Source organism: Rhodothermales bacterium (assembly GCA_039944855.1).
In the GTDB taxonomy this organism is placed as follows: Bacteria; Bacteroidota; Rhodothermia; order Rhodothermales; family JANQRZ01; genus JBBSMX01.
Window position 1 is genome coordinate 340,522 of sequence record JBDUXZ010000020.1, and the last position, 24,529, is coordinate 365,050.

A 24,529-nucleotide genomic window follows, 5' to 3' on the forward strand; every position below is an offset into this window, starting at 1 on the left:
ACAGGTTTCGGGTTAGGTCTACGCATTGCAGGTAGCTATCCCTCGTGGCACCGTGGGTGTTTCGGGGGACCTCCGCCGCCCGCTCCCACGGTCATGCCCCCCACCCCGAGCACTCCCACGCCCAAGATCGCCCCGTTCATTGTATACGTCGCTGCCGTGCTGACGGTCGCGATGGTCTTGTTTCCACCGTTCACGAGCCTGGGCGGGACGGAGTACGCCTTCGCGCTGACCGGCCCTGAGTGGGCGCGTGCGATGGGGGACGTAGGCGCCGACCTGGGCCTCGGCGCCCGGCTCTACTGGCCGCTCCTCGTCGTCCAACTCGCCGCCCTGTGGGCGATCGCTCTCGGCGCGAAGCGGCTCCTCGCTCCCCATCCCGAAGGGCTCCACGGCGTGAGGTAACGGGCGGCGCTCTCTCCTCCGCTCATCAGGACGTTACCCTTCGCCTGCCCCGCGTCCCTCGGCTGCCACTACAAGCTCGGCGCGGTAACGATCGGCGTCATCCGGTCGGCCTGCGGCTTCGTAGAGCTCGATGAGGCGGCGGGCGGCTTCTCGGGTGTCGGGATGGTCGGCGCCGCGGGCTGTGCCGATTCCTTCGAAGCTGGCGAGCAGGAGCGGCTCGGCCTCGGCGAAGCGCCCTTGCTCGAGGAGGAGGAGGCCGAACCGGCCCTCGTTGTGGGCGATGGTCTGGTGCCCCGCCGGGAGTGCGCCGCGCAGCACGGCCAGGCCTTCGCGGTACGCCGCTTCCGCTGCCTCGGGCTCGCCCCGGAGGTGGAAGAGACGGCCGAGGTTGCACCGCGCCGCGCCGGTGTACCAGTGGTCATCGCCCAAGCCCATACGGTACGCCTCCAGCACGCGGCGGAAGAGGGTATCGGCGGTGGCGTAGTCGCCCTGCTCCTGGAGGGCGGCGGCGAAGTGGCTGCGCGTCGTCGCCGTGCTGATGTGGTCGGGGCCGAGGAGCTGCTCACGCGTGGCGAGGGCCTCGCGGAGGTACGGCGTGGCGCGGTCGGGTTGGCCCGCGCGCTGGAGCAGGCCGCCGAGCTGGCTCAGGCTGAGCGCGGTTTCGTAGTGGCCCGCCCCGAGGGCGGCGCGGCGGATGCGGAGGGCTTCGGTGAGGAGGCCCTCGGCGGCGGCGTAGTCGCCGCGCTCCTCGAAGAGCTTGCCGAGGTTGGCGAGGCCGGTGGCGACGCTCGGGTGGTCGGGGCCGAAGACCACGCGGTCCACGGCGATCGACTCGCGGTAGTAGGCCTCGGCCGCGTCGTAGTCGCCCTGTCGATAGAGGTTGACAGCGAGGTTGTTGAGGCTGTTGCTGAGGTCCTCGTGGGGCCTGTCGTAGAGGTTACGGCGGATCGTGAGGGCGAGGCGGTAGAGCGCTCCGGCGGCGGCGTAGTCGCCCTGGCGACTGAGGATGACGCCGAGGTTGTCGAGCGTCGCGGCGAGATCGGGGTGGCCGGGCGGGAGGTGGCGCTCGTGGAGGGCGAGGGCCTCGCGCGTGACGACCTCGGCGCTGTCGTAGGCGCCAGCGTAGATGTGAAGCTCGCCGAGGTTCACGAGGCTCTCGGCGAGGTCGAGTGGGTCGCCCTCGCGGCGGAGGTCGACGGCGCGGTGGAGGAGGGCGGCGGCGCGGTCGTACTGGCTGAGGAGGAGGTAGACCCGGCCCAGCACGTCGAGCATCTGCGCTTGCACGGCGGGCTGATCCTCTAGCGCCTCGGCCTGCTCCACGCCCTGTTCCAGGAGGGCGCGGACGCTGAGACTGTCGGCGGCGTAGGGGTCGCCGGCTTCGAAGAGACTGAGGAGGTAGTCGCTCACCTGCTCGGCCTTCGCCGCCTCGGCGAGCGCGGCGTCGCGGGCGTCGGCGAGGCGGAGCGTGTAGAACCCGACGAGGGCGACGATGAGGGCAACGACGAGGGCGGACGCCGTGATCACCTCCCGGTGCCGCCGCAGGAACTTGCCCGCGCGGTAGCCCAGCGAGTCGGGTTGAGCTTCGAGCGGCCTCCCGTCGCGGAAGCGGTCGAGGTCGCGGAGGAGCGCGTCGATCGTGCCGTAGCGCCGGGCCGGGTCCTCGTGCATCGCCGTCAGGCAGAGCACGTCGAGGTCGGCCCACGCGCGGCGGGGGATGGGGCCGGGCACACCGCCGTCGCACAACCGGGCCGAGGGGCGCTCGGGGGGCTGCTCCAGGATCAGCGCCTCGGCCTGGCCCGGCGTCAGGCCGTCGAGGTCGAACGGCAGGCAGCCGGCGAGGAGCTCATAGAGCACGACGCCGAGGGCGTAGACGTCGGTGTACGTCCCGACGGGCTCGCCGCGGATCTGCTCGGGCGCGGCGTAGGCCGGCGTCATCAACCGGAGCCCGGTCTGCGTTTGCGCGGCCGGTGCGCCGAGGCCCTCGATGGGCTTCGCGATGCCGAAGTCGAGGAGCTTCACCGCGCCGTCTGCCGTGACGAAGATGTTCGACGGCTTGAGGTCGCGGTGGATGATGGCCTGCTGGTGGGCGTAGCACACGGCGTCGCACACGTCGCGGAACAGCCGGAGCCGCTCGCCGAGGGTGCTCTCGTGTGCCGCGCAGTAGTCGGTGATCGGCTGGCCGTCGACGGCCTCCATCACGAAGTACGGTGTGCCGTCGGCGAGGACGTCGGCGCTGTAGAGCCGGGCGATCGCGGGGTGCGTGAGCGCGGCGAGCGTCTGCTCCTCGCGCGCGAACCGCTCGCGCCGGGCGGGCGAGAGGGCCGCGTCGCGGAGGACTTTAACGGCGACGCGGTGGCCGAGCCGCTCGCGCTCGGCGAGGTAGACGACGCCCATCCCGCCCTGCCCGAGTACGCCGAGCACGCGGTACGGACCGACGCGCCGGAGCGCAGGGACGGAGCCGTCGAGCACGTCGTGGGCGAGGTCGGCGAGGTCCCGGCCTTCTAACAGCGGGGCTCCGTCCGCACCAGCCGCGTCCTCCGCCAGGAGAGCCTCCACTTCCGCGACGAGGTCGGCGTCGCCGCCGCTCGCGGCGTCGAGGAACGCCAGTCGCTCGGGCTCCGGCAGGGCGAGGGCGTCGTCGAAGAGGGCCTGTACGCGTTCCCATCGGGCCGTGTCCATGTCGGCGAGGCGAGGTTCGGTGGGCGGGAAACGTCGGTTATGCAGGCGAGCGGAGTTCGCGTGCGAGCCACGCCTTCGCCAGCCGCCAGTCCCGCGCGACGGTCGATTCGGAGATGCCCATGATCTCGGCGGCCTCGGCGGCGTCGAGGCCGCCGAAGAAACGGAGTTCCACGAGCTCCGCCTGCCGCGGGCTGAAGCGGGCGAGGCGTTCGAGTGCAGCGTCGAGGGTCAGCACCTCGTCGCACTCCGTTACGGCCCCGTCGGTCCCTTCGTCGAACGTGACGAAGGCGTAGTCGCCGCCGCGTTTGAGCGCGTTGCGGCGACGCGCCGCCTCGATCAGCACCTGCCGCATGGCGCGGGCCGCGATCCGCTTGAAGTGGAGCCGCGACGAGGGGGCGAGCCGAAGCGAGGCCGCGAGCTTGAGGTAGGCCTCGTTGACGAGCGCCGTGGGGTTGAGCGTCTCACTCGCATCCCCGCTCTTCACCGTCGTGGCGAGGCGGCGCAGCTCTTCGTAGGCCGCGCTGAAGAGCCGGTCGAGGGGGACGCTGGCGTCGGGCGAGGGGCGGGCGTGCACGTGGAGGGAGAGGGGACGCGGCGAAGAAGGATTATCCGTAACGAAGAGACAATAAAGAAAGGGCTTGGGTAAATAGCAAGGGGTTCTCCCGCCGAAAGCTCGCGACGCGCAAGAGCAGGGGGCGTTCTCGTCTGCTTCCCCAGTGGGACGCGGCCGGCGCAGCACGAGGCGGTGCGCCTGATGCGGGGCCGCGGCGGCTCAGCCCACGGCCGGCTCGCCGACCTTTTCGAGCACGACGGCGGGTTCGAGCGCGCGGACCCACACGGCGTCGCCCGGCGCGAAGCGCGTGCGGCTGTCGCAGTGGACGAGGCAGTCGACGGGGCCGAGCTGGACGCGGTACGTGATGTCGTGGCCCTTGTACTCGCGGGCGAGCACGACGCCTTCGAGGCTGTCGGCGGCGTCGGGCTCGGCGGTGAGGGCGAGGTGCTCGGGGCGGATCGAGACGAGGACGGGGCCGCTCGCGGCGCGGTTGAGCTGGAGCCGGCCGAGTACGGTGTCGGCCGCGTCGCCGTCGGCCTGCGTCAGGAGGAGGTTCGTGCGGCCGAGGAACTGGGCGACGAAGAGCGTGCGCGGCGTGGTGTAAATGGCTTCCGGCGTGCCGATCTGGTCGATCCGCCCGTTCTGCATCACGGCCACGCGGTCGGCGAAGGAGAGGGCCTCTTCCTGATCGTGGGTGACGAGGAGCGCCGTCATGCCCTCGGCTTTGAGGAGGTCGCGGACGCGCTCGCGCATCTCCTGCCGGAGGAGCGCGTCGAGGTTCGAGAACGGCTCGTCGAGGAGGACGAGGCGCGGGCGCGGTGCAATCGCGCGGGCGAGGGCGACGCGCTGCTGCTGTCCGCCCGAGAGCGCGTGCGGCTTCCGCGCCTCGAACCCGCCGAGCCCGACGAGCCGGATGACATCGGCGACGCGCTGCTCGCGCTCCGCCTTCCCCATCGCCCGCAGCCCGAAGCCCACGTTGTCGCGGACCGAGAGGTGGGGGAAGAGGGCGTAATCCTGAAACACGAACCCGATCCCGCGCCGCTCTGGCGGCACCGACACGCCGTCGCCGACGAGCGTCCGCCCCCCGAGCATCACCGTCCCACCGTCGGGCCGCTCGAACCCGGCGATGCAGCGGAGCGCCGTCGTCTTCCCGCACCCGCTCGGCCCGAGGAGGGCGAACGTCTCGCCCTCGGCGACCTCGAACGAGAGGCCGTTCACGACGGGCAGCGCGCCGTCGGCGAACTGCTTCGAGAGGCAGGAGACGGTGAGGAGCACTGGATTTTGGATTTCAGATTGCGGATTGGAAAACGAGAACGGCGGAGGTAGTAGCATCGCGCCCCGCCACGGGCACCCGTAGAGACGCAACATGTTGCGTCTGGAGGGATGGCACGCCCTACGTCTTACGCTCCGCCAATAGCAGACCGACGAGCACGGTCGAGGTCAGGATCAGGACGAGGGCATAGGGCGCGGCGACGCTGAAGAGCGATTCGCTGGCCGCGCTCCACATCCGCGTCGCGAGCGACTGGAAGCCGAGGGGGGAAAGCAGGAACGTGATCGGGAGTTCCTTTAGCGCCGAGAGGAACACGAACGCGACGCTCACGACGAGCCCACGCCGCAGGAGGGGGAACGTCGCCGTGAAGAACGCCCGGAGCGGGCCGAGGCCGAGCGACCGCGCGGCCTCTTCCGTCTGCGGCGGGGCCTGGTAGAGCGCGCTCCGCAGCGGCCCGATGGCTTCGGCGAGGAAGTGGAGGGCGTAGGCGACGACGAGCAGCCCGAGCGTCTGGTACGCCCACGGCACGGCGCGGAGCGAGAAGAACACGAGCGCGAGGGCGAAGGCGAGCGGCGGCGTGGCGTAGCCGAGGTACGCGATGCGCTCGAAGGCTCGCGTCGCGCCCGACGGTTTCCGCACGCCGAGGTACGCGACCGGCAGCGCGAGGGCACCCGCAAGGATCGCTGCCGGCGCGCTCGCGCTGCACGAGTCCCACAGCGCCGCGCCGAGGTCGCCCCACGTCCCGTGGTCGGTGCTGCGCCCGAGCCAATAGAGCACCGTCACGACGGGCAGCCCGACGGAGGCGAGCCCGAGTCCGCCCGCGAAGCCGTACGCCGGAATCCGCCACCGCCCGAGCGCTGCCGGCTTCGGGCGGCGGGCGAGGCCCTGTCCGGCGCGGTGGAACCGCTGCCCGCGCAGCAGCCGCGCCTCGCCGAGCAGGAGCGCGCCCGTCAGCGCGAGCAGCATCAGCGCCAGCCACGCCGCGTACACCCGGTCGTACGAGGCGGCGTACTGGAGGTAGATCGCGTAGCTGAACGTCTCGAACCGCATCAGCGACACGACGCCGAAGTCGCCGAGCACATGCAGCGCGATGAGGAGGCCGCCCGAGAGGAACGCCGGGCGGAGCTGCGGCAGCACGACGGAGCGCACGACTTCGCCCCGGCCCACGCCGAGCGACCGCGCCGACTCCTCCAGCGCCGGGTCGAGCCCGAGGAGGGCCGAGCGGAGGCCGAGGAAGAGGTACGGGAAGGTGTAGAGGCTCAGCGCCAGCCACGCCCCGACGAACCCGCTCGGCCGCGGCACGACGAGGCCGGTGAGGCTCGCGAGCGTCCCGTTCGGCCCGGCCGTGGCGAGCAGGGCGTACGCCATGACGTAGCCCGGCACCGCGAGCGGGAGCACGCCGAGGAGCGTGAACGCCCGCCGCGCTCGCAGATCCGTCCGCGTCACGAGCCACGCGAGTGGGAGCGCGAGCGCCGTCGCGAGCGCGAGCACGGCCGCCGCGAGCGCCACCGTGTTCCCAAGCAGCCGGAGGTTCCGCATCCGGAAGACGAGCGACGCCAGCTCGCCCGCGTCGGCTCCGAACGCCCGCACCACGAGATACCCGAGCGGCACCACGACGCCCACGACGACGAGCGCCGCCGGCAGCCACAGGTACCACCGGGCGACGAGCGACGAACGGCGGGCGGCAAGCGTCGGCATCGTCACCCCCTCATCCTGGACCTCGCCGTAGAGACGCAGCATGCTGCGTCTCTACCTCGGCCCGATTCGCAGGCCCTGCTCACAGCAGGTCTTCGTCGCGCAGGAGCCGGAGCGTCCCGTCCATGTCGCGCAGCCGCTCGAAGTCGAGGTCAGGGCCGAGTTGGAGAGCTTCGTCAAAGGGCATGAAGTAGGCCGGGAGGCGGGCGCTTCGCACGACGGGGTACTCGAAGACGGTCTCGGCCGCCGCCGTTTGCGTCTCGGCGGAGAGCAGATAGTTCAGAAACAGGAGGGCGTTATCGCGGTGCGTCGCCGTCGCGAGGACGCCGGCGCCGGTCACGAGCGCGAGGTTGCCGACGTCGCCGGGCGCGAAGCGGTGAATGGCCACGGGCGCGTCGCTGCCTTCCATCTCCTCACCCTCCTCGCCGCCGTGCAGCACGCGGAGGACGTAGTAGTGGTTCGTCAGCGCCACGTCGATCTCGCCGGCGGCGAGGGCTTCGAGCATCGGCGTGTTCGAGCTGTACGCCTTCGGCTCCAGGTCCTTCATCCCTTCGAGCCACGTCCGCGTCGTGTCGGTGCCGTACGTGATCTCCATCGCCGTGACGAAGTCCTGGAAGCTGGAGTAGGTCGGCGTCCAGCCGATCCGTCCGCGCAGCGCGTCCAATTCGGGGAGGTCCAGCACCGAAGCGGGAAGCGAGGCCGCGTCGACGCGCTGCGGGTGGTAGGCGAGCACGCGGAAGCGCGTCGTCACCGGCACCCAGAGCCCGCTCGACGGGACGAAGGCAGCGGGCATCCCGAGGAGGCTGTCGGGCAACTGAGTGAGGAGCCCCGCGGTGTTCGCCGCGCCGAGTGCGCCGGACGTGTTCGCCCAGAACAGATCGGCCGCGCTCCGGTCACCCTCTTCTTCGAGCGCCGCGAGCAGCTCGGCGTCGCGGCCGTAGCGGACCTGCACGTCGATGCCGGTCTCCTCGCGGAAGCGGTCCACGATGGGCTCGACGAGGGCCTGGCTGCGGCCTGCGTAAACGACGAGTTCGCCCGGCGCGGCAGTTTCGCCGTCAGCGGGAGCGGGCTGCTCCTCGCTGCCGCACGCGGCGAGGGCGAGGAGGAGAAATAGGGTGAGGGAGGGGGCGAGGAAGCGGCGCATCGGGGTGTGGTCTTGTTTAGATCGGATCAAAATAAGGTAGCCAACACCTCCGGGCGCGAGTTCGAGAACACCGTGAAATGCCGGGGGCCGCACAGACCCCTTCGGCCGCATTCGCCTGCCAGATCCGTAGGGGCGGACCCACGTGTCCGCCCGGCTCAAAAGAAACCGGCTCAAAAGAAAAGGGCCCCGGCGATGCGTCGCCGGGGCCCTGGAGAAAAGCGCGGAGATGTGGTTACGGGACGTGGATGAGCCGCCGCGTCGCCGTCTGGCTCCCCGCCGTCAGCCGGACGAGGTAAAGCCCGGGCGGGAGGTCGCGCGCGGCGAACGTCACCTCGTGCGTGCCGGCCGGTCGCGTGCCCTCGGCGACCGTCGCCACCCGACGGCCGAGCGCGTCGAAGACTTCGAGGCGGATCTCGGTCGGGGCGGGGAGGGCGAACGCCAGCGTCGTCGCGTCGCGGAACGGGTTCGGGAACGGCGCGTCGAGCGCGAAGGCGCGAGGCGCCGTCTCGTCGTCGTTCGCCGTCGGGAGCGGGGCGAAGTCGAACTGCGCGTAGACCGGGAGGTGGTCCGAGGTCGTGTTGACGTAGTTGGGAATCGCGGCGAGGAGCGCGTCGTAGCGGCGGGCCGAGCCGGCGACGAAGCTCGTCGCGAGGGGGCGCGTGACGAGGAGGTGGTCGAGCGTCGAGCCCGACGTGCACGACTGGTTCGAGCAGAATGTCGCCACGTTCGCGAGGTCGAGCGGGTAGGTGGCGAAGGTGTAGTCGTCCTCGTCGTCGCGGAAGTTCTGATACGGGGACGTCTCGCCGTTAAAGATCGAGTTGCGCAGCTCGTCGTTGAGGTCGCCGAGGACGATCACCGGGGCGTCGATCGCGAGGAAGTTGTCGACGTAGTTCTTCAGTGCGGCCGAGGCGTCGACGCGGCGGTTGTAGCTCTGGGAGTCGCCGCAGCACTTGGCGTGGACGTCGATGAAGCGGACGTTCGCGACGGTCGTATCCGGCAGCGTAATGTCGGCGCGGAGCAGGAGCGGGGGCCGCGAGGCGAACTCGAACGAGAAGTCGTTGAGGATGGTCGTCGCTTGCAGGAGGTTGACCACGTCGGTGCGGTAGATGAACCCGTAGCCGAGGGAGCCCGTCCCGTTCGTCCACGTGCCGGCCCAGCCGTCGCCGAGGCGCTCCACGATCTCGTCGAAGGCGAACCGATCGTTCACCTCTTGCAGAGCCCAGAGGTCGATCTCGGCCTGTTGAAGGACGGCGAGGACGTTGTCGATCTGCGTCTGGCCACCCTCGTCGAAGCGCTCGATGTTCCACGTCGCCACGTCGAACGTGGCGGGCGTGCCGACGGCGGGGACGTCCTGCGCGGCGGCGGAGCCGAGGGTGAGGAGGAGCGTGAGGAGGAGTAACATGGGGCGCATAAGCAAGGGCGGGGTGAGAACGGCCTAGTTCCTTTCAACTTGCGTGCCGGGGCGCGGGTCCCTGCAGAACGCGTCAAAACGGAGCGAAGACGCGAAGATAGGCCGCGCCGGTGCCCTCTCCCGTGAACAGTCGTTTAGCTTTGTACCGACGCTAGTCCCATTCGCACGACCCGATTCGCATGAGCACCGAGAGCCCGCTCGCCCACGAACCCGTCCTCCGCACCGTCGGCGCCGTCGCCGACCGCCTCGGGATCGAGGCCTACGCCGTCGGCGGCGCCGTCCGCGACGGCTTCCTCGGCCGCCCGACAACCGACCTCGACTTCGTCTCGATCGGCCCCGGGAGCGGGATCAAGCTGGCCGAGGCGGTCGCGGAAGAGATGGGCGGGCGCTCGGTCCACGTCTACGAGCGCTTCGGCACGGCCGCGATTCGTCTGCCGGAGAAGGAGGGGGGGCTCGTGCTCGAGTTCGTCGGCGCGCGGAAGGAGAGCTACCGGAAGGACTCGCGCAAGCCGCTCGTCGAGGACGGGACGCTGGAGGAGGACCAGAGCCGGCGCGACTTCACGATCAACGCCCTCGCCGTCGCCCTCAACGCCGAGCGCTTCGGGAACGTGCTCGACCCGTTCGGCGGCGTGATCGACCTCGTCGGCAAGAAGCTCCGCACGCCGCGCGACCCGCGCGAGACGTTCGAGGACGACCCGCTGCGGATGCTCCGCGCCGCCCGCTTCGCCGCTCAACTCGGCTTCACCGTCGACACCGAGGCGCTCCGGGCGATGCTGGAGAAAGCGCGCCGCGTCGAGATCGTGAGCCAGGAACGGATCACCGACGAGCTGCAGAAGATCGTCGCGTCGCCGCGCCCGTCCGTCGGGTTCAAGATCCTTCACACCGCCGGCATCCTCCGCCTCGTCTTCCCCGACCTCACCGCGCTCGAAGGCGTCGAGACCGTCGGCGGGCAGTCGCACAAGGACAACTTCTACCACACGCTCGAAGTGCTCGACAACGTGGCCGAGGCGACGGCGGACTGGGAGCCCGAGCGGGCACTGTGGCTGCGGTGGGCCGCGCTCCTCCACGACATCGCTAAGCCCGAGACGAAGCGGTTCACGAAGGAGTCCGGCTGGACCTTCCACGGCCACGAGGACCGCGGCGCGCGCAAGGTGCCCGGCCTCTTCCGCGACCTCAAGCTCCCGCTCGACGAGCGCATGGCGTACGTCCAGCAGCTCGTCGCGCTCCACCACCGCCCCGTCGCCCTCGTCGACGACACGGTGACGGATTCCGCCGTCCGCCGCCTCCTCTTCGACGCCGGCGACGCCATCGACGACCTCATGCTGCTCGTCCGCGCGGACATCACCTCGAAGAACCCGCAGCGTGTCCGCCGCTACCTCAATGCCTTCGACCGTGTGGAAGAGAAGTTCGTCGAGGTCGAGGAGAAGGATCAGCTACGCCACTTCCAGCCGCCCGTCGACGGGCACGAGATCATGGAGGTGCTCGGCGTGGAGGAGGGCGTCGCCGTCGGGATCGTGAAGGAGTGGACGCGCGAGGCGATCCTCGAGGGCGAGATCCCAAACGAGCACGACGCGGCGTACGCCTACCTCGTGGAGCGGAAGGACGAAGCCCTCCGCCGCGCCGACCTCTTCGACGAGGTCGTGCGCTCGCTGGAGGGGCCGGAGCGCGCGGCGACGGGCGCCATCAAAGAGGCCGTGTTCTGGGGCGAGGTCCCCGCCGAGCACGCCGCCGCGCTCGTCTACCTCGGCGAAGTAAAAGCGGGCGCGCTGCAGAACGGCGAGGCGTAACGGGGCGGAGTTGCAACTCTGGAGCGAGGTGCCTATCCTCCCGCGCTCCCGTTCAGCCTCCGGTCCGCTCATGTCGATTCGTCCCCGCTTATTCCTCAGCGCCCTCGTCGCGCTGTGCGTATCCACCGCTGCCGCCGCGCAGCCCGCGACGTCGCCGTACGTATTCAGCGAGCGCGTCGGCCCGGAGATCGACGCGGCGGAGCGGACGTACTTCGGGCTCTTCCCCGGAGCCGGAGCCGGCGCCTCGGCTCGGGCGTACGCCGCGGGCGACAGCGTGGAGGTCGTCGTCGCGGACGCCGGGGAGCCGGAGATGCGGGTGACGATGTCGCGCGGGACGGCGGAGGCGCTGGGCCGGTTCATCGAGACGTTCGAGCAGGCCGAAGCGGCGTTCTACAACCCGAACTGGCAACGCGTCTCCCGCCTCGTCCGCCCCGACGTGCCCGTTCCGTACGTCGAGCCGCGCCGTGACGTGGACCTCGATGTCGGGGAGCGGCGCTACAGCGGGGCGGTGCTCGCCGTCTCGGATTCCCTCGTGCTGATCCAGCCGGGGGAGGCTCCGTACGACTGGCGGCTCCGCAACGCGCTCGCTGTTCGGAGCGCCGACATCGAGCGGGTCGCGTTCGGGCCGAGGGGGATCGAGCGTTACGGTAAGGTCGCGCCGCTGGTGGGTGGGGGAGCGGGCGCGCTGGTGGGGATCGCCAGTGTCGCTGTCACAAGCAACGATCTGGGATCGTCGCGCGGGGTGTTCGCCATCCCACTGCTGGCCGTGCTCGGCCACGAACTGACCCGGAAGCTGTGGCCCCGCCCGGCCTCGCCCGGAGCGTTGGAGGAGCGGCGGGGAGCCCTGGCTGAGCGGGCACAGTTCGGAGCGGGGCGGCAACCGTACGACCTGCCTCGCCTCACCTCGCTCGAAGGGCAACAGGGGTACGAGTACGAACCGGTGCCCGACCCCTCACGTCTGTCGCCGTTCCGTCGGTGGTATCAGCAGTACGGCGTGCTCAGCGTGGGATTCATGGGCGTCGGCACAGTGGCGACGAGTCCCGAAAGCTCGGTCTACACCGAGTTCGTCCGAGGCATCGGGGAGCGGGAGCAGTCCAACCTCCGGAACGACCTCGGCGTCGTCGGCGGCGTGGACGTGTCGTTGCGCCCGGTGCCGTGGGTACGGGTCGGCGGGACGTGGTTGTCGCGGGATGACACGGACGTGGCGGAAATCGGTGCGGAGGTGGTCAACGTGCAGCCGGCGTCCTTGCGCGGGTATGCCGAGGCGGTGCTTCCGCTGCCGTCGTTCGCAGGGGTGCGGGTGGATATTGCAGCGGGGATGGGAAGAGAAGGGAGCGAGATGGTGGTAGAGCGGGCGGTCGCGCCCGGCACTAACCCACGAGTGGCATACCGGGCAGAGCAAAGTTGGAGCAACACGTTCTGGCAGGGCACCGCCGAGGTGTTCACGTCGCGGCGGGCGTCGTTCTTCGTGCGGCTTACCTACCGCTCCTTCTCCCAGACGGTCCCCGTGGAGGAGATCGAAATCCAGGTGATGAGCCTGCCGGGCACGACGTCGTACCGGCTGGACGCTCACGACGTGCGGTTCGAGGGGTTCACGGAGGTGATGTGGGGGACCCGCCTCCACCTGTAACTGGTCCGCCTACTCCGATCGTCAACGCTCTGTCCTCCTATGCCCGCCCGTTCCCACGCCCGCCGCGGCTCGCTCCTCGCGCTGCTCGCCCTCGCATTCACCGTTGCCGCCTCGGCGCAGCCCGCAACTTCACCGTACGTGTTCAGCGAGCGCGTCGGCCCGGAGATCGACGCGGCGGAGCGGACGTACTTCGGGCTCTTCCCCGGAGCCGGCGCCGGTGCCTCGGCGCGGGCGTTCGTCGACGGGGAGCGCGTGCGCGTGGTGATCGCGCGGCCGGGCGGCGACTCGACGCTGACGGTGACGCGCGGGGCGGCTGAAGCGCTGGGTCGGTTTATCGAGACGTTCGAGCAGGCGGAGACGGCGTTCTACAACCCGAACTGGCAGCTCGTCTCGTCCTTCGTGCGCGCGGACGTGCCCGTCCCGTACGCCGGGCCGGCGCGCGCCGCTACGTTCTTCGTGGACGGCGGGCGGTACCGGGGGCACGCGACGTACGCGAGCGACGAGGTGCTGCTGATCGACCAGAGCGGGACGCCGTTCGATTGGCGCACGTACGGCGGCCGGTCGGACCTCGCGCTGCGCGCGTCGGAGGTGGAGCGCGTCCAATTCGCGCCGGGTTGGATCGCGCGGCCGTACGTCGTGCTGGCGGGCGTGCCGCTCGGCATCGCAGTGAACGAGTGGCTGATGGGGTTCGACGCGCGCGGCCCGGACAACGTGCTCGAACGGCGCATCTTCGCGGCGGCGTTCGGGGCGGCGGCGGTCAAGGTGTTCTCTATCGTCTACGCCCGCACGCGGTCCTACGAGCGGGCGCTCCCGGCGCTGGAGGCGGCGGCGTGGTTCACGCGCGACGAGCCCGTGCTCGAGTTGCCAGCGGAGTCAGTGCTCCTCCGGCAGACGGAGGCGGACCGGCCCGCGCCGACGCCGGTGTGGAGGGGGAGCTTCGGCTGGCTCAGCGTGGGGACGGGGAGCGCACCGCTCGGCGAGAACAGGCAGACGTACGACTTCTTCTCCGGCTTCGACCCGGACGCCGATCCCGAGCGCGAGGTGCGCTACGAGAACGCGGGCGCTCGGCTGGAAGCCGCCGCCGCCGTCCGCCCCCTCGCGTGGCTCGACATCGGCGCGGGCGTCTACATCACGTCGGCGGAGCGGCCCGATCCTGTCGGATCCCGCGCCGTCCCGTACGCCGAACTCGAAGAGGTCGCCTACAGCCAGCCGTTCTTCCGCGTGTTCGCCGATGTGGACGTGCTGCGGCTCGCGCTGGGCCAGAGCCGGTTCGGGCTCGAAGTCGGCGGCGGCCTGCTCCGCTCGGAATCGGCGGTCGCCTTCGACGTGTCGAACGTGATCGGGCGAGCGGACCGACGGTTCACGTACGAGCCGGCCGGGTATGACCTGACGGAGGCCGGGTTCACCCCGTTCTATCAGACGACGCTGAGCGTCGGGCTGGCGCGGGAGACGTCGGCGTACGCGAGTATCATCGCCCACAGCGCGCCCGACGTCGACGTGCCGTTGTTCGAAGCCGGGCTCGACTTCGACCCGGAGGTGACGGTGTTCCGCGTCGAGCCCCATACGGTCTCGTTCGACTACGTCACGGTGAGCGCCGGCGTCCGGCTCGGCTTCTAGCGGGCCGAGGCGTCGTAGCTTCGGCCCCTCACGTCCCCGATGCCGATGCCCCTCCGCCTCCTCCCGCTTTTCCTGCTCGCCCCGCTGGCGGCGGCGCAGCCCGCGCCGTTCGAGACCCTCGCGCTGAGCGCCAGCGGCGTGAGCACGCTCGCCGGGGCGCCGTACACGGATTTCTGGGACCCCGGCCTCGGCGTCGAGCTCCGCGTCGCGACGCCGTTCTACCTCGGCCGGGTGGCGGGCGGCGTCGTGGTGGCGCCGCACGAGACGTTCGACGCGGCGATCCCGGACTACCTCGCGCTCTACTTCTTCGGCGCGTGGAGCACCGAGATCCCTCTGCCCGGCGGACTCCGGCTCGCGCCCGGCGTGCAGGCCGGCCTCTTCCGCATGCAGTTCGACGCGGACGACGCGGCGTCCGTCAACAACGAGGCCGAGTTGGCGGCGGGGCCGGAGGTCTGGCTGAGCGTGCCCGTCGCGCGCGGCTGGCGCGTGCAGGCGGGCGCGGGCGCCGTCCGCCTCTTCACCAACGAGCGGATCGACCTCGGCTTCGCGCGACTCGGCGTGAGCCGGACGGTGCTGACGCCGGGCTGGCTCCGGGACTTCCTCCGATGACGCCCGCCCTCCTCCTCGCCCTGCTGCTCGCCATCGCCCCCGCCGACACGACGGACGGGCCGAGTGCGCCGCCCGATCCCGCGCGGCAGGTCGTCACGCGCGCCGAGATCGAGGCGGCCGGGCTCTACCGCCTGCCCTACCTCTACCGCCTCATCGACGGCGTCCGCACAGCGACGATCGATGGCTTCGCGTGGCGCGCAGACTTCGGCGGCGGCGACCCGTTCGGTGCCGAGGCGTGGACGCTCCTCGTGGACGGCGAGCGCGTCGACATGGCGATCTTCGGCGAGCAGAACCTCTCGCTCGTGCCTGTCGCCATCACGCAGGTCGATTCGGTCGAGGTCTGGCGGGTGCCGCGCGTCGTGGCGGGAACGTTCGCGCACGGCGGCGTGCTGCACATCCACACGAACCGCGTACCGCACGGCGTGACGGCGCGCGGCGGTTTCGGGATCGGCAACGAGGTCGGCGACCCCGGCCCGTACCGCTATATCCCCGAGCGAACCTCGCGCAACGTGGACAAGTTCGGCGGCGACTACGAGGCGCTCGCGAGCGTCGGCGGGGCGGACGTGCGGGGGCAGGCGCGGTTCAAGCTGCTCCGGTTCTACGCCACCGACTTCGCCTCCGTAGCGCGCAATCAGGCGGCGATCGGCGGCGACAATCCGGCGCTCCGGCTCTTCGCCCCGGCGCTCCGCGTCGAGGCCGACGCGCTCGGCGGGACGCACGCGCTCGGCCTGCTCGGCGGCGGGGCGACGGACCTGTGGTTCTTCCAACCCTTCGGCCGCGAACTGCCGGTGCGTCGGCTCTACGGGCAAGCCGGGCTCCACGGGTTCGTGCCTGTCGCGCCGCGCGCGACCCTCGGTTACCGGCTGTCAGTTGCCGAGAACCGGCTCGACGAGTGGGACCGCTCGGCGCTCGACCTCGACCCTCGCTGGCAGGCGCGGACCGTGCGCGGCGGGCTCGACGGGCGCTGGCAGGGCCGGACGTTTGCCGCGACGCTCGGCGGTGAGGTCGAGCGCGTGGATGCCGGCGGGGTCGACGGGTTCACGCTGGGCACCCTCACGGGCACGCTCGCGCGGACGGCGCCGGGGCAGCAGCAACGCCTCGACGCGGCGCTCGCGTCGGCGGGCGGCGATCTCGCGGCGAGCGCGGTGCTCGGCACGCGGCACGCGCTCCGGCCCGGCCTCACGCTCGGCGCGACGGCGGCGCTCACGCAGCGGCTCCCGGAGCAGACGGGCCGCTTCGCCTTCTGGCAGGCGCGCGGCTACGCCGCCTTCGATCCCGAGCTGACCGTCGAGCGGCGGGCCGAACTGACGACGACGACGGAGGCGCTGCTGCGCGTCGACGCGGCGGCGGCGCTCACGCCCTCGGTCACGCTCGAAGCCGATGTGGGGGTGCGGAACGTGCGCGGCCTCGCGCTCGAAACGCAGCCGGCGGCGCCGGACCCGGACGTGCGGGCGCAGGCGCGGGTGCTCGTCGTGGAGCCGGATGCGTCGGGACAGGTGGCGAGCGGTCGGGTGGCGGTGCGCACGGCGCGGGGCCGGTGGCGGGCGCGGGCCTTTTACGACGGCCGCGTGCCCCTCGGCGGCGACGCCGCGTTCGAGCGGGCGTGGGAGGCCGTGCCCCGGCACCATGCGGGCGTGGAGGCCGTCGTCTCGCCCGACGCCGGGTTCACGCTCTCCGGCTCGCTCGTCCACCGCTCCGGCGCGCGGTGGCCCGCCTACGCCGCGCTCGGCAGCGGGAACGACGGGCTCTACGACGCGGAGATTCCGGCGGTGTGGCTGCTCGACGCCGCGCTCGAAAAAGACCTCTGGCAGCGGCGGCTCCGGCTCAGTCTGCTCTTCCGCAACCTGCTCAACCAGGAGGAGCGCTATCACCCCGTCGGCGCCGCGCTCGACCTCCGGTTCTATCTCCGGCTGGAGCTGCGGCTCGGCGCGTGAGGCGGCACCGAACGGGGAGGCCCGGTGAAATCCTTCCGAAACGATACGGGAAGCGGCCGACGCAGACGATACGGCGTGTCGGCGGGCGGGCGTCGGTCCCCTCGGGCCGGGTCCCGTCCGTAGCTTTCCCTGCTCCCTCCATACCACCTCTTCCGAACTGTCATGGCTCCTCCGCTCCGCGTCGGCATCCTCACCGGCGGCGGCGACTGCCCCGGCCTCAACGCCGTCATCCGCGCCGTCACCAAGAGCCTCATCACGCGGTGCCAGGCCGACGTGATCGGCTTCGAGGACGGCTTCCTCGGCCTCATCGAGCGCCGCTCGCGCCGGCTCCACTTCTCCGACGTCTCCGGCATCCTCACCGCCGGCGGCACGATCCTCGGCACCTCGAACAAGGCGAACCCCTTCGGCTTCTACAAAGAGGGCGGCGCCGACGTCTCGGACCGCGTCGCGCAGTACGTCGAGGACCTCGGGCTCACCGCGATCGTCGCGATCGGCGGGGACGGGACGATGTCGATCGCGCACGGGCTCCAGGAGAAGGGCGTCAACATCGTCGGCGTGCCGAAGACGATCGACAACGACCTCGTCGGGACGAGCCGGACGTTCGGGTTCGACACGGCGGTCTCGATCGCCACCGAGGCGCTCGACCGGCTCCACTCGACGGCCCAGAGCCACCACCGCGTGATCGTGCTCGAGACGATGGGCCGCTACGCCGGGTGGATCGCGCTCTACAGCGGCGTGGCCTCCGGCGCCGACATCATCCTCATCCCCGAGTTCGAGTACGACGTGGAGGAGGTGGCGCGCGTCTGCCGCCGCCGCCAGCACGGCGGGCAGAAGTTCACGATCATCGTCGTGGCCGAGGGCGCGAAGCCGAAGGGCGGCGAACTCGCCATCCAGCAGCTCATCGCCGACAGCCCGGACCCCATCCGCCTCGGCGGCGCCTGCAACGTCCTCGCCTCCCAGCTCCAGCCGCTCGTCGAGAGCGAGATCCGCACGACGATCCTCGGCCACGTCCAGCGCGGCGGCACGCCGACATCGTACGACCGCACGCTCGCCACGGCCTTCGGCTCCTACGCCGCCGCCATGGTCGAGGACCGGAAGTTCGGGCGCATGGTGGCGCTCTACGAGAACCGCCTCCGCAGCGTCCCCTTCATCGAGGTCGCCAACAAGACGCGGACGGTGCGGCCGGACTCGCCGATGGTGGCGGCGGCGATCGCCGTCGGGACCTCGTTCGGCGTGCCCGACCTCGACGTAGCGCTCGAAGGCGACGCCGTCTCCGGCGCCGTCTCGTAGAGCGGCTCCGCCCGCTTTCCTGTCATCCTGCGCGGAGCGAAGGATCTCTCCAATTACTAACCCTGAGGGCCAGCGCGCAGCGTTGTGCTAGACCAGCGCGCTGCACCCGGGAGAGGTCCTTCGACTCGCGGCGCTCGCTCAGGATGACAAGAGCGAAGGTGGAGACTGTGCGGGCTCAGGGGACGGCCTCGGCGGGCAGCGCCTTCGGGGCGTCGGCCCCGTTGCGGTAGAGCATGTCCCGGTCGAGGAGGTAGGCGAACCCCTCGCGGAAGGCCTCGACGGACGTGCTCGCCGTGGCCGCGAACTTCGCCAGCTCGTGCGGGTCCTCGAAGTCCTCGCGGCTGAGCCGGAGCATGTAGCTCCGCGCGATGTGGTAGCTCTCGCCGGTGACGTCGACGGTGCGGACCTGCGCGCGGCCCGTTGCCGGGTCGAGGATCTCCTGGAACGGGAGCGGGACGAAGCGGCCGCCCTGCATCGAGACCATCGCGGCGTTGCCCCCGCCGAGGAGGAATTGCGCGGCGGAGTAGCCGAGGTCGCGGGTGTACTCCATGTCGAACGGGATGGGGTCGGAGCAGCGGAGTTCGTAGCCGATGTTCTTCGCGATGATCGTCGCCTTGAGCCCGAACTCGGCGAGGCGCTCCTGCACGCGGTACTTCACGATCTCGCCGAACGAGACCTCGGCGAGCCGGATGTTGCCGTGGGCGTCGCGCTCGACGGATTCGAGGATTTCGAGGTCGGACGGGTCGAGCTGCGCGAGGAGCCCTTCGGCGAGGATCGCCACGCCGTCGGTGCGGCCGTACGAGAGCCGCTTGACGATCGCGCCGACGAGGATGTCGACGACGTGTTCGAGCCGGATCACGTCCTCGGGGAACTCCTCGGGGATGAGTGTGATCGTGGCGCCGGCGGCCTTCCCGATGCCGAGGGCGAGGTGGCCCGCCGAGCGGCCCATCGTGACCACGAAGTACCACCGGCTCGTCGTCCGCGCGTCGACCATGAGGTTCTCGACGAGTTCGACGCCCATGTGCCGCGCCGTGTTGAACCCGAACGTCGGCGTCCCGTGCGGGAGCGCGAGGTCGTTGTCAATCGTCTTGGGGACGTGGACGACGCGGATCCGCCCGGCGGCGCGCTCCTCGACCTTCATCGCGCTGTAGGCCGTGTCGTCGCCGCCGATCGTGATGAGCTTGTCGACGTTGAGGCGGAGCAGGCTTGTGACGGCGTTCTCGAGGTGGTCGGGCTGCTTCGTCGGGTTGTCGCGGGCGATGCCGATGTAGGAGCCGCCGCGGAAGTGGATCCGGCTGACTTCCTCCACGGTCAGGTTCTCGACGTGGTCGATGTCGCCGCGCATGATCCACTTGAACCCGTCGCGCACGCCGACGACCTCGACGCCGTCCTGGATGGCGCGGATCGTGGCCGCGCCGATGACGCTGTTGATGCCGGGGGCGGGGCCGCCGCCGACGAGGATGGCGAGCTTCTTGGGCGCTTTGGACATGGCGATGCGGGGTGGGCGAGACGGGAGGCCAACGCAACGTAAACGGTGGCGAGGCGGCACGTTGCCGGGAAATCCCGCGCACCGCCGCCGGGGCCCCCGCCACCCGAGGAGCGTCCCGCGTGGTCGGCGCATCGGAGCGTGATCCTCCGGCGCGCTCGCGCGTACAACGGCCGCCTCTCCGCTCACCCACGCCCCTCCCCGATGCACGTCTTCCTCACCGGCGCCACCGGCTTCGTCGGCCACCACGTCCTCCGCGCGCTCCTCGAACGCGGCCACAGCGTCCGCTGCCTCCTCCGCGAGGGCTCGCGCGACCAGCTCGAAACGGGCGAGGCCGCCGTCGTCGAGGTCGACTCGTCGAAGGACTCCGTCGTGGAGGAGATGGAGCACGGCGCGGCGGCGGGCGAGGCCGGGGCGAATCCCACCGCCGCCCCCGTCGAGATCGTCTACGGCGACGTCACGGACCTCGACACGATCGAGGGCGACCTGCGCGGGTGCGACGCCGTCGTCCACCTCGTCGGGATCATCGAGGAGAACAAGCCGAAGGGCGTCACCTTCGAGCGCATCCACGTCAAGGGCACGCGGACGGTCGTCGAGCAGGCGAAAGCCGCCGGGGTCAGCCGGTTCATCCACATGAGCGCGAACGGCGCGCGCGAGGACGGCCCCTCGGCGTACCAGCGGACGAAGTGGCAGGCCGAGGAGATCGTCCGCGCCGCCGGGTTCGACACCCACGTCATCTTCCGCCCGTCGATCATCTTCGGCGACCCCGGCGCCGAGCGCGTCGAGTTCGCGAGCCGCCTCGCCGACACGCTCGTCGGCCCGTTCCCCATCCTCCCGATCCTCGGCGACGGGCAGTACCGGCTCCAGCCGGTCCACGTCACCGCCGTCGCCGCCGCCTTCGCCGAGGCCGTCACGATGGCGCTCCCGGATGGGCACGCGGCGTACTGCGTCGCCGGGCAGGAGGAGGTCACGTTCGACGAGACCGTGGACCGCATCGCGCGCGGGATGGGCAAGCGCCCGAAGCCGAAGCTCCACCAGCCGATGTGGCTCGCCCGGACGCTCGTGAGCACGGCCGGCGAGGTCGGGCTCCTGCCGATCTCCCCGGCGCAGTTCGAGATGCTCGTCGCGGGCAACACGTGCGACGCCTCCGCCTTCTGGGCCGACTTCGACGTGACCCCGATCCCGTTCACGCCCGAGCACCTCGGCTACCTCCGCGACGAGGCGTAGCGGCGAGCCCTGCCGTCGCCGTCGTACCTTGAACGCTCCCCCAACCCTCCAGACTTCCCCGCTCATGTTCTGCCGTTCGTGCCTCGCCCTCGCTCTCGTCCTGACCCTCTCGCTCACCGCCTGCGGCACGGACGAGTCCACGCAGGAGCCGCCCGAGTCCGTCCAAGAGACTCCCGCCGAAGCCGCCGTCTCGACGGAAGCCGTCGCCGGGACGTACCGGCTCGTCGCCGTCGATGACGTCCCGCTGCCCGCCCGCGCCGGCGCCGTTGACGAGTGCGAGGTGCAGCTCTCCGAGGGCCGCCTCACCCTCACCGCCGACGCCGAGTACGACCTCGACGTGCTCGCCCGCGCCGTGTGCGACGCGGAGGAGGACGAGGAGGCGCAGATGATGGACCGCGCCACGAGCGAGGGCGTCTACACCGTCCAGGGCTTCGAGCTCCGCTTCGGCCCCGCCGTCACGCCCGTCGAGGAAGGCGCCTACGAGGACCGCCTCGCCGAGGAACTCGTGGAGGACGACCTCGAAGAGGCGATGGAGGACGCCGACGCCACGCCCGATCTCTACGACGCGGGGCAGTTCGCCGGCGTCGGCGTGCTCCGCGACAGCCTCCTCACCGTCCGCCTCGACGACGAGCCCACGACGCTCTCATTCGTGAAGGAGTAGGACGGCCGTGAGAGTAGGGCTCCAACCGTCCCATGCTGTCATCCTGAGCGGAACGGAGTGGAGTCGAAGGATCTCTGCGGGCGAAGCATCGCCAGCCTGCTGAAACCATGCCCGGACAGATCCTTCGACTGCGGCCTGCGGCCTTCGCTCAGGATGACGAAATGAGGTGAGGCGGTCACGATAGCAGGGTCGTTCGTGAAAGAGGAGTGCAGCGTGGGCGGCGGGCGGCCCCGGCCCCCGCGCGGCCCCGCGCCGCGCCTATCTTCCCGCGTCCCCCACGCCCACCGCTCCCCCTCGATGCAGGAAGACTCCACGCCCCCGGCGGACGCCGCCCCGGAACCGCTCGTCCTCTCGGAAAAGAAGTACGTCGCTATCGCCGGCAACATCGGCGCGGGCAAGAGCTCGCTCACACGCGTCCTCTCCAGCTACTTCAAGTGGGAGGCGTTCTACGAGCGCGTCGACGACAACCCGTACCTCTCGGATTTCTACGACGACATGCGGCGCTGGAGCTTCAACCTCCAGGTGTTCTTCCTCTCCAGCCGCTTCGCCCACCAGCGCGACATCGAGGCCGCCCCACACTCGATCGTGCAGGACCGCTCGATCTACGAGGATGTCGAGATCTTCGCCCGCAACCTCTACGAGATGGGGCTGATGGACGGGCGTGACTTCGAGAACTACCAGGAGCTCTTCGCCCTCATGACGAGCTACCTCCGCCCGCCGGACCTCCTGATCTACCTCCGCGCGAGCGTCCCCACACTCGTCCGCCAGATCCAGTCCCGCGGCCGCGACTTCGAGTCGAACATCCGCATCGACTACCTCGAACGGCTCAACACGCACTACGAGGACTGGGTCAGCCGCTACGACCTCGGCCCGAAGCTGATCGTGGAGACGGACGAGCTCGACTTCGTGAACGCCGACCCCGACCGGTTCGAGATCCTGAGCCGCGTCGAGAGCCGGCTCTACGGGCTGTTTCCCGAGCTGACGGGATGAAGGGGGACGAACGGAAGCGGGGACGGGCGGAAGCGGGAAACAACCGAGGCGGCGGTCGGGACGAGGGTCTTCCGCTCTTCCATACCTCCGCTCTTCCGCTCCTCGCCCTCCTCGCCCTCCTCGCCCTCTCGACGCCGGCTCGCGCGCAGGTGCTAGACTCGGCGGCCGTCGCCGACTCGCTCGTCGTGCCGGCTGACACGCTCGTTGCCCCCGTCGATTCGCTGGGCGTGCCTGCCGACACGACGGCGCGGCGGCGGCCGAGCCCGCTCCCCGTCGGCTTCGCGGGGCCGGAGCCGGGGCTCGTCGCGGGCAGCATCCCGGCGCGGGCGCCGGTGTTCCACGCGGCGGCGCTCCTCGGCGAGCGGCCGGGCGCGTTCCACTACGACCTCGGCGTGCCGGGCTGGGCCGACGGCGTCGCTTTCGGCGGCCTCGCCCCGCGCCGCACGGCGCTCTCGCTCGACGGCGTCCCGGCGACGGACCTGTTCTCCGGCCGCCCGGCGTTCGAGCTCCTCCCGCTCGACGTGCTCGCACCGCTCCGGCTCGGCCCGCGCTACGGGTCGCCGGTGGGGGTGGCGATGAACCTCCGCGCTTACGCCGCCGCCGTGCCGGTGACGGAGCTTCGGTACCGCACGGGCGGCGACGGGCTCCAGTTCATCTCGGCCACGCACGCGCAGACGCGCCGCCCCGGCTGGGTCCGGCGCCTCGGCGGCGACCGCGCCCGGCTCCAGGCCCTCTTCCACGTCAGCGGGCGCGAGTCCGACCGCGACTTCGCGGGCTTCGACGGGAACGGATGGCAGGCGCTCGGCCGCATCGGCATTGCGCTCCCGGCGTTCTCGTTCGAAGTCACCGAGCGCCACGGCCGCGACCGCGTCGGCGCGCCGGGCGGCACCGCGCCTACCGGCGGCGACTTCGACACCGCGCTCGACCCCGACCTCGCGACCGTCCTCGACCCGAGCGCCGAGCGCGAGACGATCCGCAACGACCTCGCCGCGACGCTTCGCCTCCCGCTCCTCGCCGACCCGCTCACCGCGACGGCATTCTGGACCGCCGAGACGTTCCGGTACATCGACCCCACGAGCCCGACGGACACGCTCGAAACGCGGGGCGACCGGACGGGCCTCCGCGTCGTGCAGCCGCTCCGAATCGGGTTGCACCGGCTGCGGGTGCAGGCCGAGGGCTGGGTCGAGGAGGTTGACCCCGGCGCCGCGTTCACCGACGAGTCCGCGCAGTCGACGCTCCACCTCACCGTGCAGGACTCGCTCGCTGTCGCCGGGTTCGACCTCGACGCCGAAGCGGGGCTGCACACGGGGGCGGAGGCGTCGTTCCCCTCGCTCGGGCTCCGCGTCGAGCGGGCGGGCGGCGCGGCGCGGGCGTTCGCGTCGGCGCGCTACGGCGGGGCGACGGTCGGGCGGATCGAGCGCGTCGGCTTCGGCGACGTCGTGCGGGCGGCCGGGACGGGGGGCGACGAGCGGACATGGATCGCCGCCGCCGGATTTGACGCCGTGCTCGGCGCGTTCGACCTCGGATTCGAAGCCGAACTCGTGCAGCGGACCGACCCGCGGTTGCTGCTGGCCGAGGGCGACACGGCGGCGGTCTTCGTGACGGCGCCGGGCACGTTCCGCCGTGCCACCGCTACGCTCCGATTCGGGTGGCGGGACCGCGCCGCGCGCGGCCTCTACCTCAGAGCGCAGGCGAGTGCGCAGACCGCGCTCAACGAGGCCGACTCCGACCTCCACCGCCGCGAGGCCGAGGTGATCCCGCCGCTGTGGGGCACCGCCCGTCTCGGCGTCCGCGCGCTCGACCTGTTCGACGGTGCGCTCGACCTCGACCTCGCCCTGCGTGGGCGTGGGTGGACGGCATTCCGAGGCCGTCGCTTCCACGCGCCGACGGCCCTCTTCGCCCTCGCCGAGCTTGACGACCGACCCGTCGACGCCTCGGGCACGCTCGACGTGCTCGCCGAAGCCGGCATCGGCGGTGGGCGGGCGACGGTCTTCGTGGCATACGAGAACGCGCTCGCGACCCGCGCCTACGCCGGGGCGTACGTCGTCCCCGTTTATCCGCTTCCGGGGCCGCGCCTCCGCTTCGGCGTGTTCTGGCTGCTGCCGAACTAGCGGGCGCGACGCGGGAGGTTGGCCGAACGATGCCCG

The 24,529-nt window shown here is 71.3% G+C and carries 18 protein-coding genes; 11 read left to right on the forward strand and 7 right to left on the reverse strand.

Going from position 1 to position 24,529, the window contains the following annotated elements; genetic code table 11:
• The first annotated feature begins 93 nt into the window (after positions 1–93).
• Positions 94–399: a hypothetical protein gene (locus tag ABJF88_10550; GenBank protein ID MEP0547360.1), complete on the forward strand. Its 306-nt coding sequence runs from the start codon at positions 94–96 to the stop codon at positions 397–399.
• Positions 400–432: 33 nt separating this feature from the next.
• Here the strand turns inward: ABJF88_10550 and ABJF88_10555 are convergent, their stop codons facing one another.
• From ABJF88_10555 to ABJF88_10580, 6 genes are all read right to left on the reverse strand, one after another.
• Entirely contained in the window at positions 433–3,078 is a 2,646-nt protein-coding gene (locus ABJF88_10555) for a serine/threonine-protein kinase (protein ID MEP0547361.1), read from the reverse strand.
• 37 nt (positions 3,079–3,115) lie between these two features.
• Positions 3,116–3,652 carry an ECF-type sigma factor gene (locus tag ABJF88_10560; GenBank protein ID MEP0547362.1) on the reverse strand — a complete coding sequence of 179 codons (537 nt, stop codon included), beginning with the start codon at positions 3,650–3,652 and terminating at the stop codon, positions 3,116–3,118.
• A gap of 198 nt (positions 3,653–3,850) precedes the next feature.
• Complete coding sequence (locus ABJF88_10565) at positions 3,851–4,963, reverse strand: ABC transporter ATP-binding protein (GenBank protein ID MEP0547363.1); 1,113 nt, start codon at positions 4,961–4,963, stop codon at positions 3,851–3,853.
• A 61-nt stretch (positions 4,964–5,024) separates the two neighbouring features.
• Entirely contained in the window at positions 5,025–6,641 is a 1,617-nt protein-coding gene (locus ABJF88_10570; GenBank protein ID MEP0547364.1) for an iron ABC transporter permease, read from the reverse strand.
• A 37-nt stretch (positions 6,642–6,678) separates the two neighbouring features.
• Positions 6,679–7,740, reverse strand: a complete 1,062-nt coding sequence (locus tag ABJF88_10575; protein ID MEP0547365.1) for an extracellular solute-binding protein — start codon at positions 7,738–7,740, stop codon at positions 6,679–6,681.
• 232 nt (positions 7,741–7,972) lie between these two features.
• The gene (locus ABJF88_10580) at positions 7,973–9,151 is read right to left on the reverse strand and encodes an endonuclease/exonuclease/phosphatase family protein (GenBank protein ID MEP0547366.1); all 1,179 of its coding nucleotides are present in this window, start codon (positions 9,149–9,151) and stop codon (positions 7,973–7,975) included.
• Between the two features lie 179 nt (positions 9,152–9,330).
• On the opposite strand from ABJF88_10580, the gene ABJF88_10585 reads away from it, so the two are divergent.
• From ABJF88_10585 to ABJF88_10610, 6 genes are all read left to right on the forward strand, one after another.
• Entirely contained in the window at positions 9,331–10,938 is a 1,608-nt protein-coding gene (locus ABJF88_10585; protein MEP0547367.1) for an HD domain-containing protein, read from the forward strand.
• Positions 10,939–11,008: 70 nt separating this feature from the next.
• Positions 11,009–12,568, forward strand: a complete 1,560-nt coding sequence (locus ABJF88_10590; GenBank protein MEP0547368.1) for a hypothetical protein — start codon at positions 11,009–11,011, stop codon at positions 12,566–12,568.
• Between the two features lie 39 nt (positions 12,569–12,607).
• Positions 12,608–14,185, forward strand: coding sequence for a hypothetical protein (locus tag ABJF88_10595; protein ID MEP0547369.1), 1,578 nt, complete (start codon positions 12,608–12,610; stop codon positions 14,183–14,185).
• Positions 14,186–14,230: 45 nt separating this feature from the next.
• Positions 14,231–14,794 (forward strand): hypothetical protein, encoded by a 564-nt coding sequence (locus tag ABJF88_10600; GenBank protein ID MEP0547370.1) that lies wholly within the window; start codon positions 14,231–14,233, stop codon positions 14,792–14,794.
• Positions 14,791–16,728: a hypothetical protein gene (locus ABJF88_10605; GenBank protein ID MEP0547371.1), complete on the forward strand. Its 1,938-nt coding sequence runs from the start codon at positions 14,791–14,793 to the stop codon at positions 16,726–16,728. The genes ABJF88_10600 and ABJF88_10605 overlap by 4 nt, the downstream gene beginning before the upstream one ends.
• 162 nt (positions 16,729–16,890) lie before the next feature.
• Positions 16,891–18,018, forward strand: a complete 1,128-nt coding sequence (locus ABJF88_10610; GenBank protein ID MEP0547372.1) for an ATP-dependent 6-phosphofructokinase — start codon at positions 16,891–16,893, stop codon at positions 18,016–18,018.
• A 175-nt stretch (positions 18,019–18,193) separates the two neighbouring features.
• On the opposite strand, the gene pfp is transcribed toward ABJF88_10610, so the two are convergent.
• On the reverse strand, positions 18,194–19,507 hold the full coding sequence (gene pfp / locus ABJF88_10615) for a diphosphate--fructose-6-phosphate 1-phosphotransferase (protein ID MEP0547373.1): 1,314 nt from the start codon (positions 19,505–19,507) through the stop codon (positions 18,194–18,196).
• A 201-nt stretch (positions 19,508–19,708) separates the two neighbouring features.
• On the opposite strand from pfp, the gene ABJF88_10620 reads away from it, so the two are divergent.
• From ABJF88_10620 to ABJF88_10635, 4 genes are all read left to right on the forward strand, one after another.
• A complete protein-coding gene (locus ABJF88_10620; protein ID MEP0547374.1) occupies positions 19,709–20,731 on the forward strand; it encodes an NAD-dependent epimerase/dehydratase family protein in 1,023 nt (340 codons plus the stop codon).
• A gap of 64 nt (positions 20,732–20,795) precedes the next feature.
• Positions 20,796–21,392, forward strand: coding sequence for a hypothetical protein (locus tag ABJF88_10625; GenBank protein ID MEP0547375.1), 597 nt, complete (start codon positions 20,796–20,798; stop codon positions 21,390–21,392).
• 297 nt (positions 21,393–21,689) lie between these two features.
• A complete protein-coding gene (locus ABJF88_10630; protein MEP0547376.1) occupies positions 21,690–22,382 on the forward strand; it encodes a deoxynucleoside kinase in 693 nt (230 codons plus the stop codon).
• On the forward strand, positions 22,379–24,493 hold the full coding sequence (locus tag ABJF88_10635; protein MEP0547377.1) for a hypothetical protein: 2,115 nt from the start codon (positions 22,379–22,381) through the stop codon (positions 24,491–24,493). The genes ABJF88_10630 and ABJF88_10635 overlap by 4 nt, the downstream gene beginning before the upstream one ends.
• Positions 24,494–24,529 lie beyond the last annotated feature (36 nt).

Coding starts and splice junctions, on each gene's coding strand:
- ABJF88_10610 (MEP0547372.1), top strand. CDS start 16,891: ATGGCTCCTCCGCTCCGCGTCGGCATCCTCACCGGCGGCGGCGACTGC.
- ABJF88_10635 (MEP0547377.1), top strand. CDS start 22,379: ATGAAGGGGGACGAACGGAAGCGGGGACGGGCGGAAGCGGGAAACAAC.
- ABJF88_10565 (MEP0547363.1), bottom strand. CDS start 4,963: ATGCTACTACCTCCGCCGTTCTCGTTTTCCAATCCGCAATCTGAAATC.
- ABJF88_10630 (MEP0547376.1), top strand. CDS start 21,690: ATGCAGGAAGACTCCACGCCCCCGGCGGACGCCGCCCCGGAACCGCTC.
- ABJF88_10555 (MEP0547361.1), bottom strand. CDS start 3,078: ATGGACACGGCCCGATGGGAACGCGTACAGGCCCTCTTCGACGACGCC.
- ABJF88_10605 (MEP0547371.1), top strand. CDS start 14,791: ATGACGCCCGCCCTCCTCCTCGCCCTGCTGCTCGCCATCGCCCCCGCC.
- ABJF88_10550 (MEP0547360.1), top strand. CDS start 94: ATGCCCCCCACCCCGAGCACTCCCACGCCCAAGATCGCCCCGTTCATT.
- ABJF88_10595 (MEP0547369.1), top strand. CDS start 12,608: ATGCCCGCCCGTTCCCACGCCCGCCGCGGCTCGCTCCTCGCGCTGCTC.
- ABJF88_10575 (MEP0547365.1), bottom strand. CDS start 7,740: ATGCGCCGCTTCCTCGCCCCCTCCCTCACCCTATTTCTCCTCCTCGCC.
- ABJF88_10600 (MEP0547370.1), top strand. CDS start 14,231: ATGCCCCTCCGCCTCCTCCCGCTTTTCCTGCTCGCCCCGCTGGCGGCG.
- pfp (MEP0547373.1), bottom strand. CDS start 19,507: ATGTCCAAAGCGCCCAAGAAGCTCGCCATCCTCGTCGGCGGCGGCCCC.
- ABJF88_10585 (MEP0547367.1), top strand. CDS start 9,331: ATGAGCACCGAGAGCCCGCTCGCCCACGAACCCGTCCTCCGCACCGTC.
- ABJF88_10580 (MEP0547366.1), bottom strand. CDS start 9,151: ATGCGCCCCATGTTACTCCTCCTCACGCTCCTCCTCACCCTCGGCTCC.
- ABJF88_10590 (MEP0547368.1), top strand. CDS start 11,009: ATGTCGATTCGTCCCCGCTTATTCCTCAGCGCCCTCGTCGCGCTGTGC.
- ABJF88_10620 (MEP0547374.1), top strand. CDS start 19,709: ATGCACGTCTTCCTCACCGGCGCCACCGGCTTCGTCGGCCACCACGTC.
- ABJF88_10625 (MEP0547375.1), top strand. CDS start 20,796: ATGTTCTGCCGTTCGTGCCTCGCCCTCGCTCTCGTCCTGACCCTCTCG.
- ABJF88_10570 (MEP0547364.1), bottom strand. CDS start 6,641: ATGCTGCGTCTCTACGGCGAGGTCCAGGATGAGGGGGTGACGATGCCG.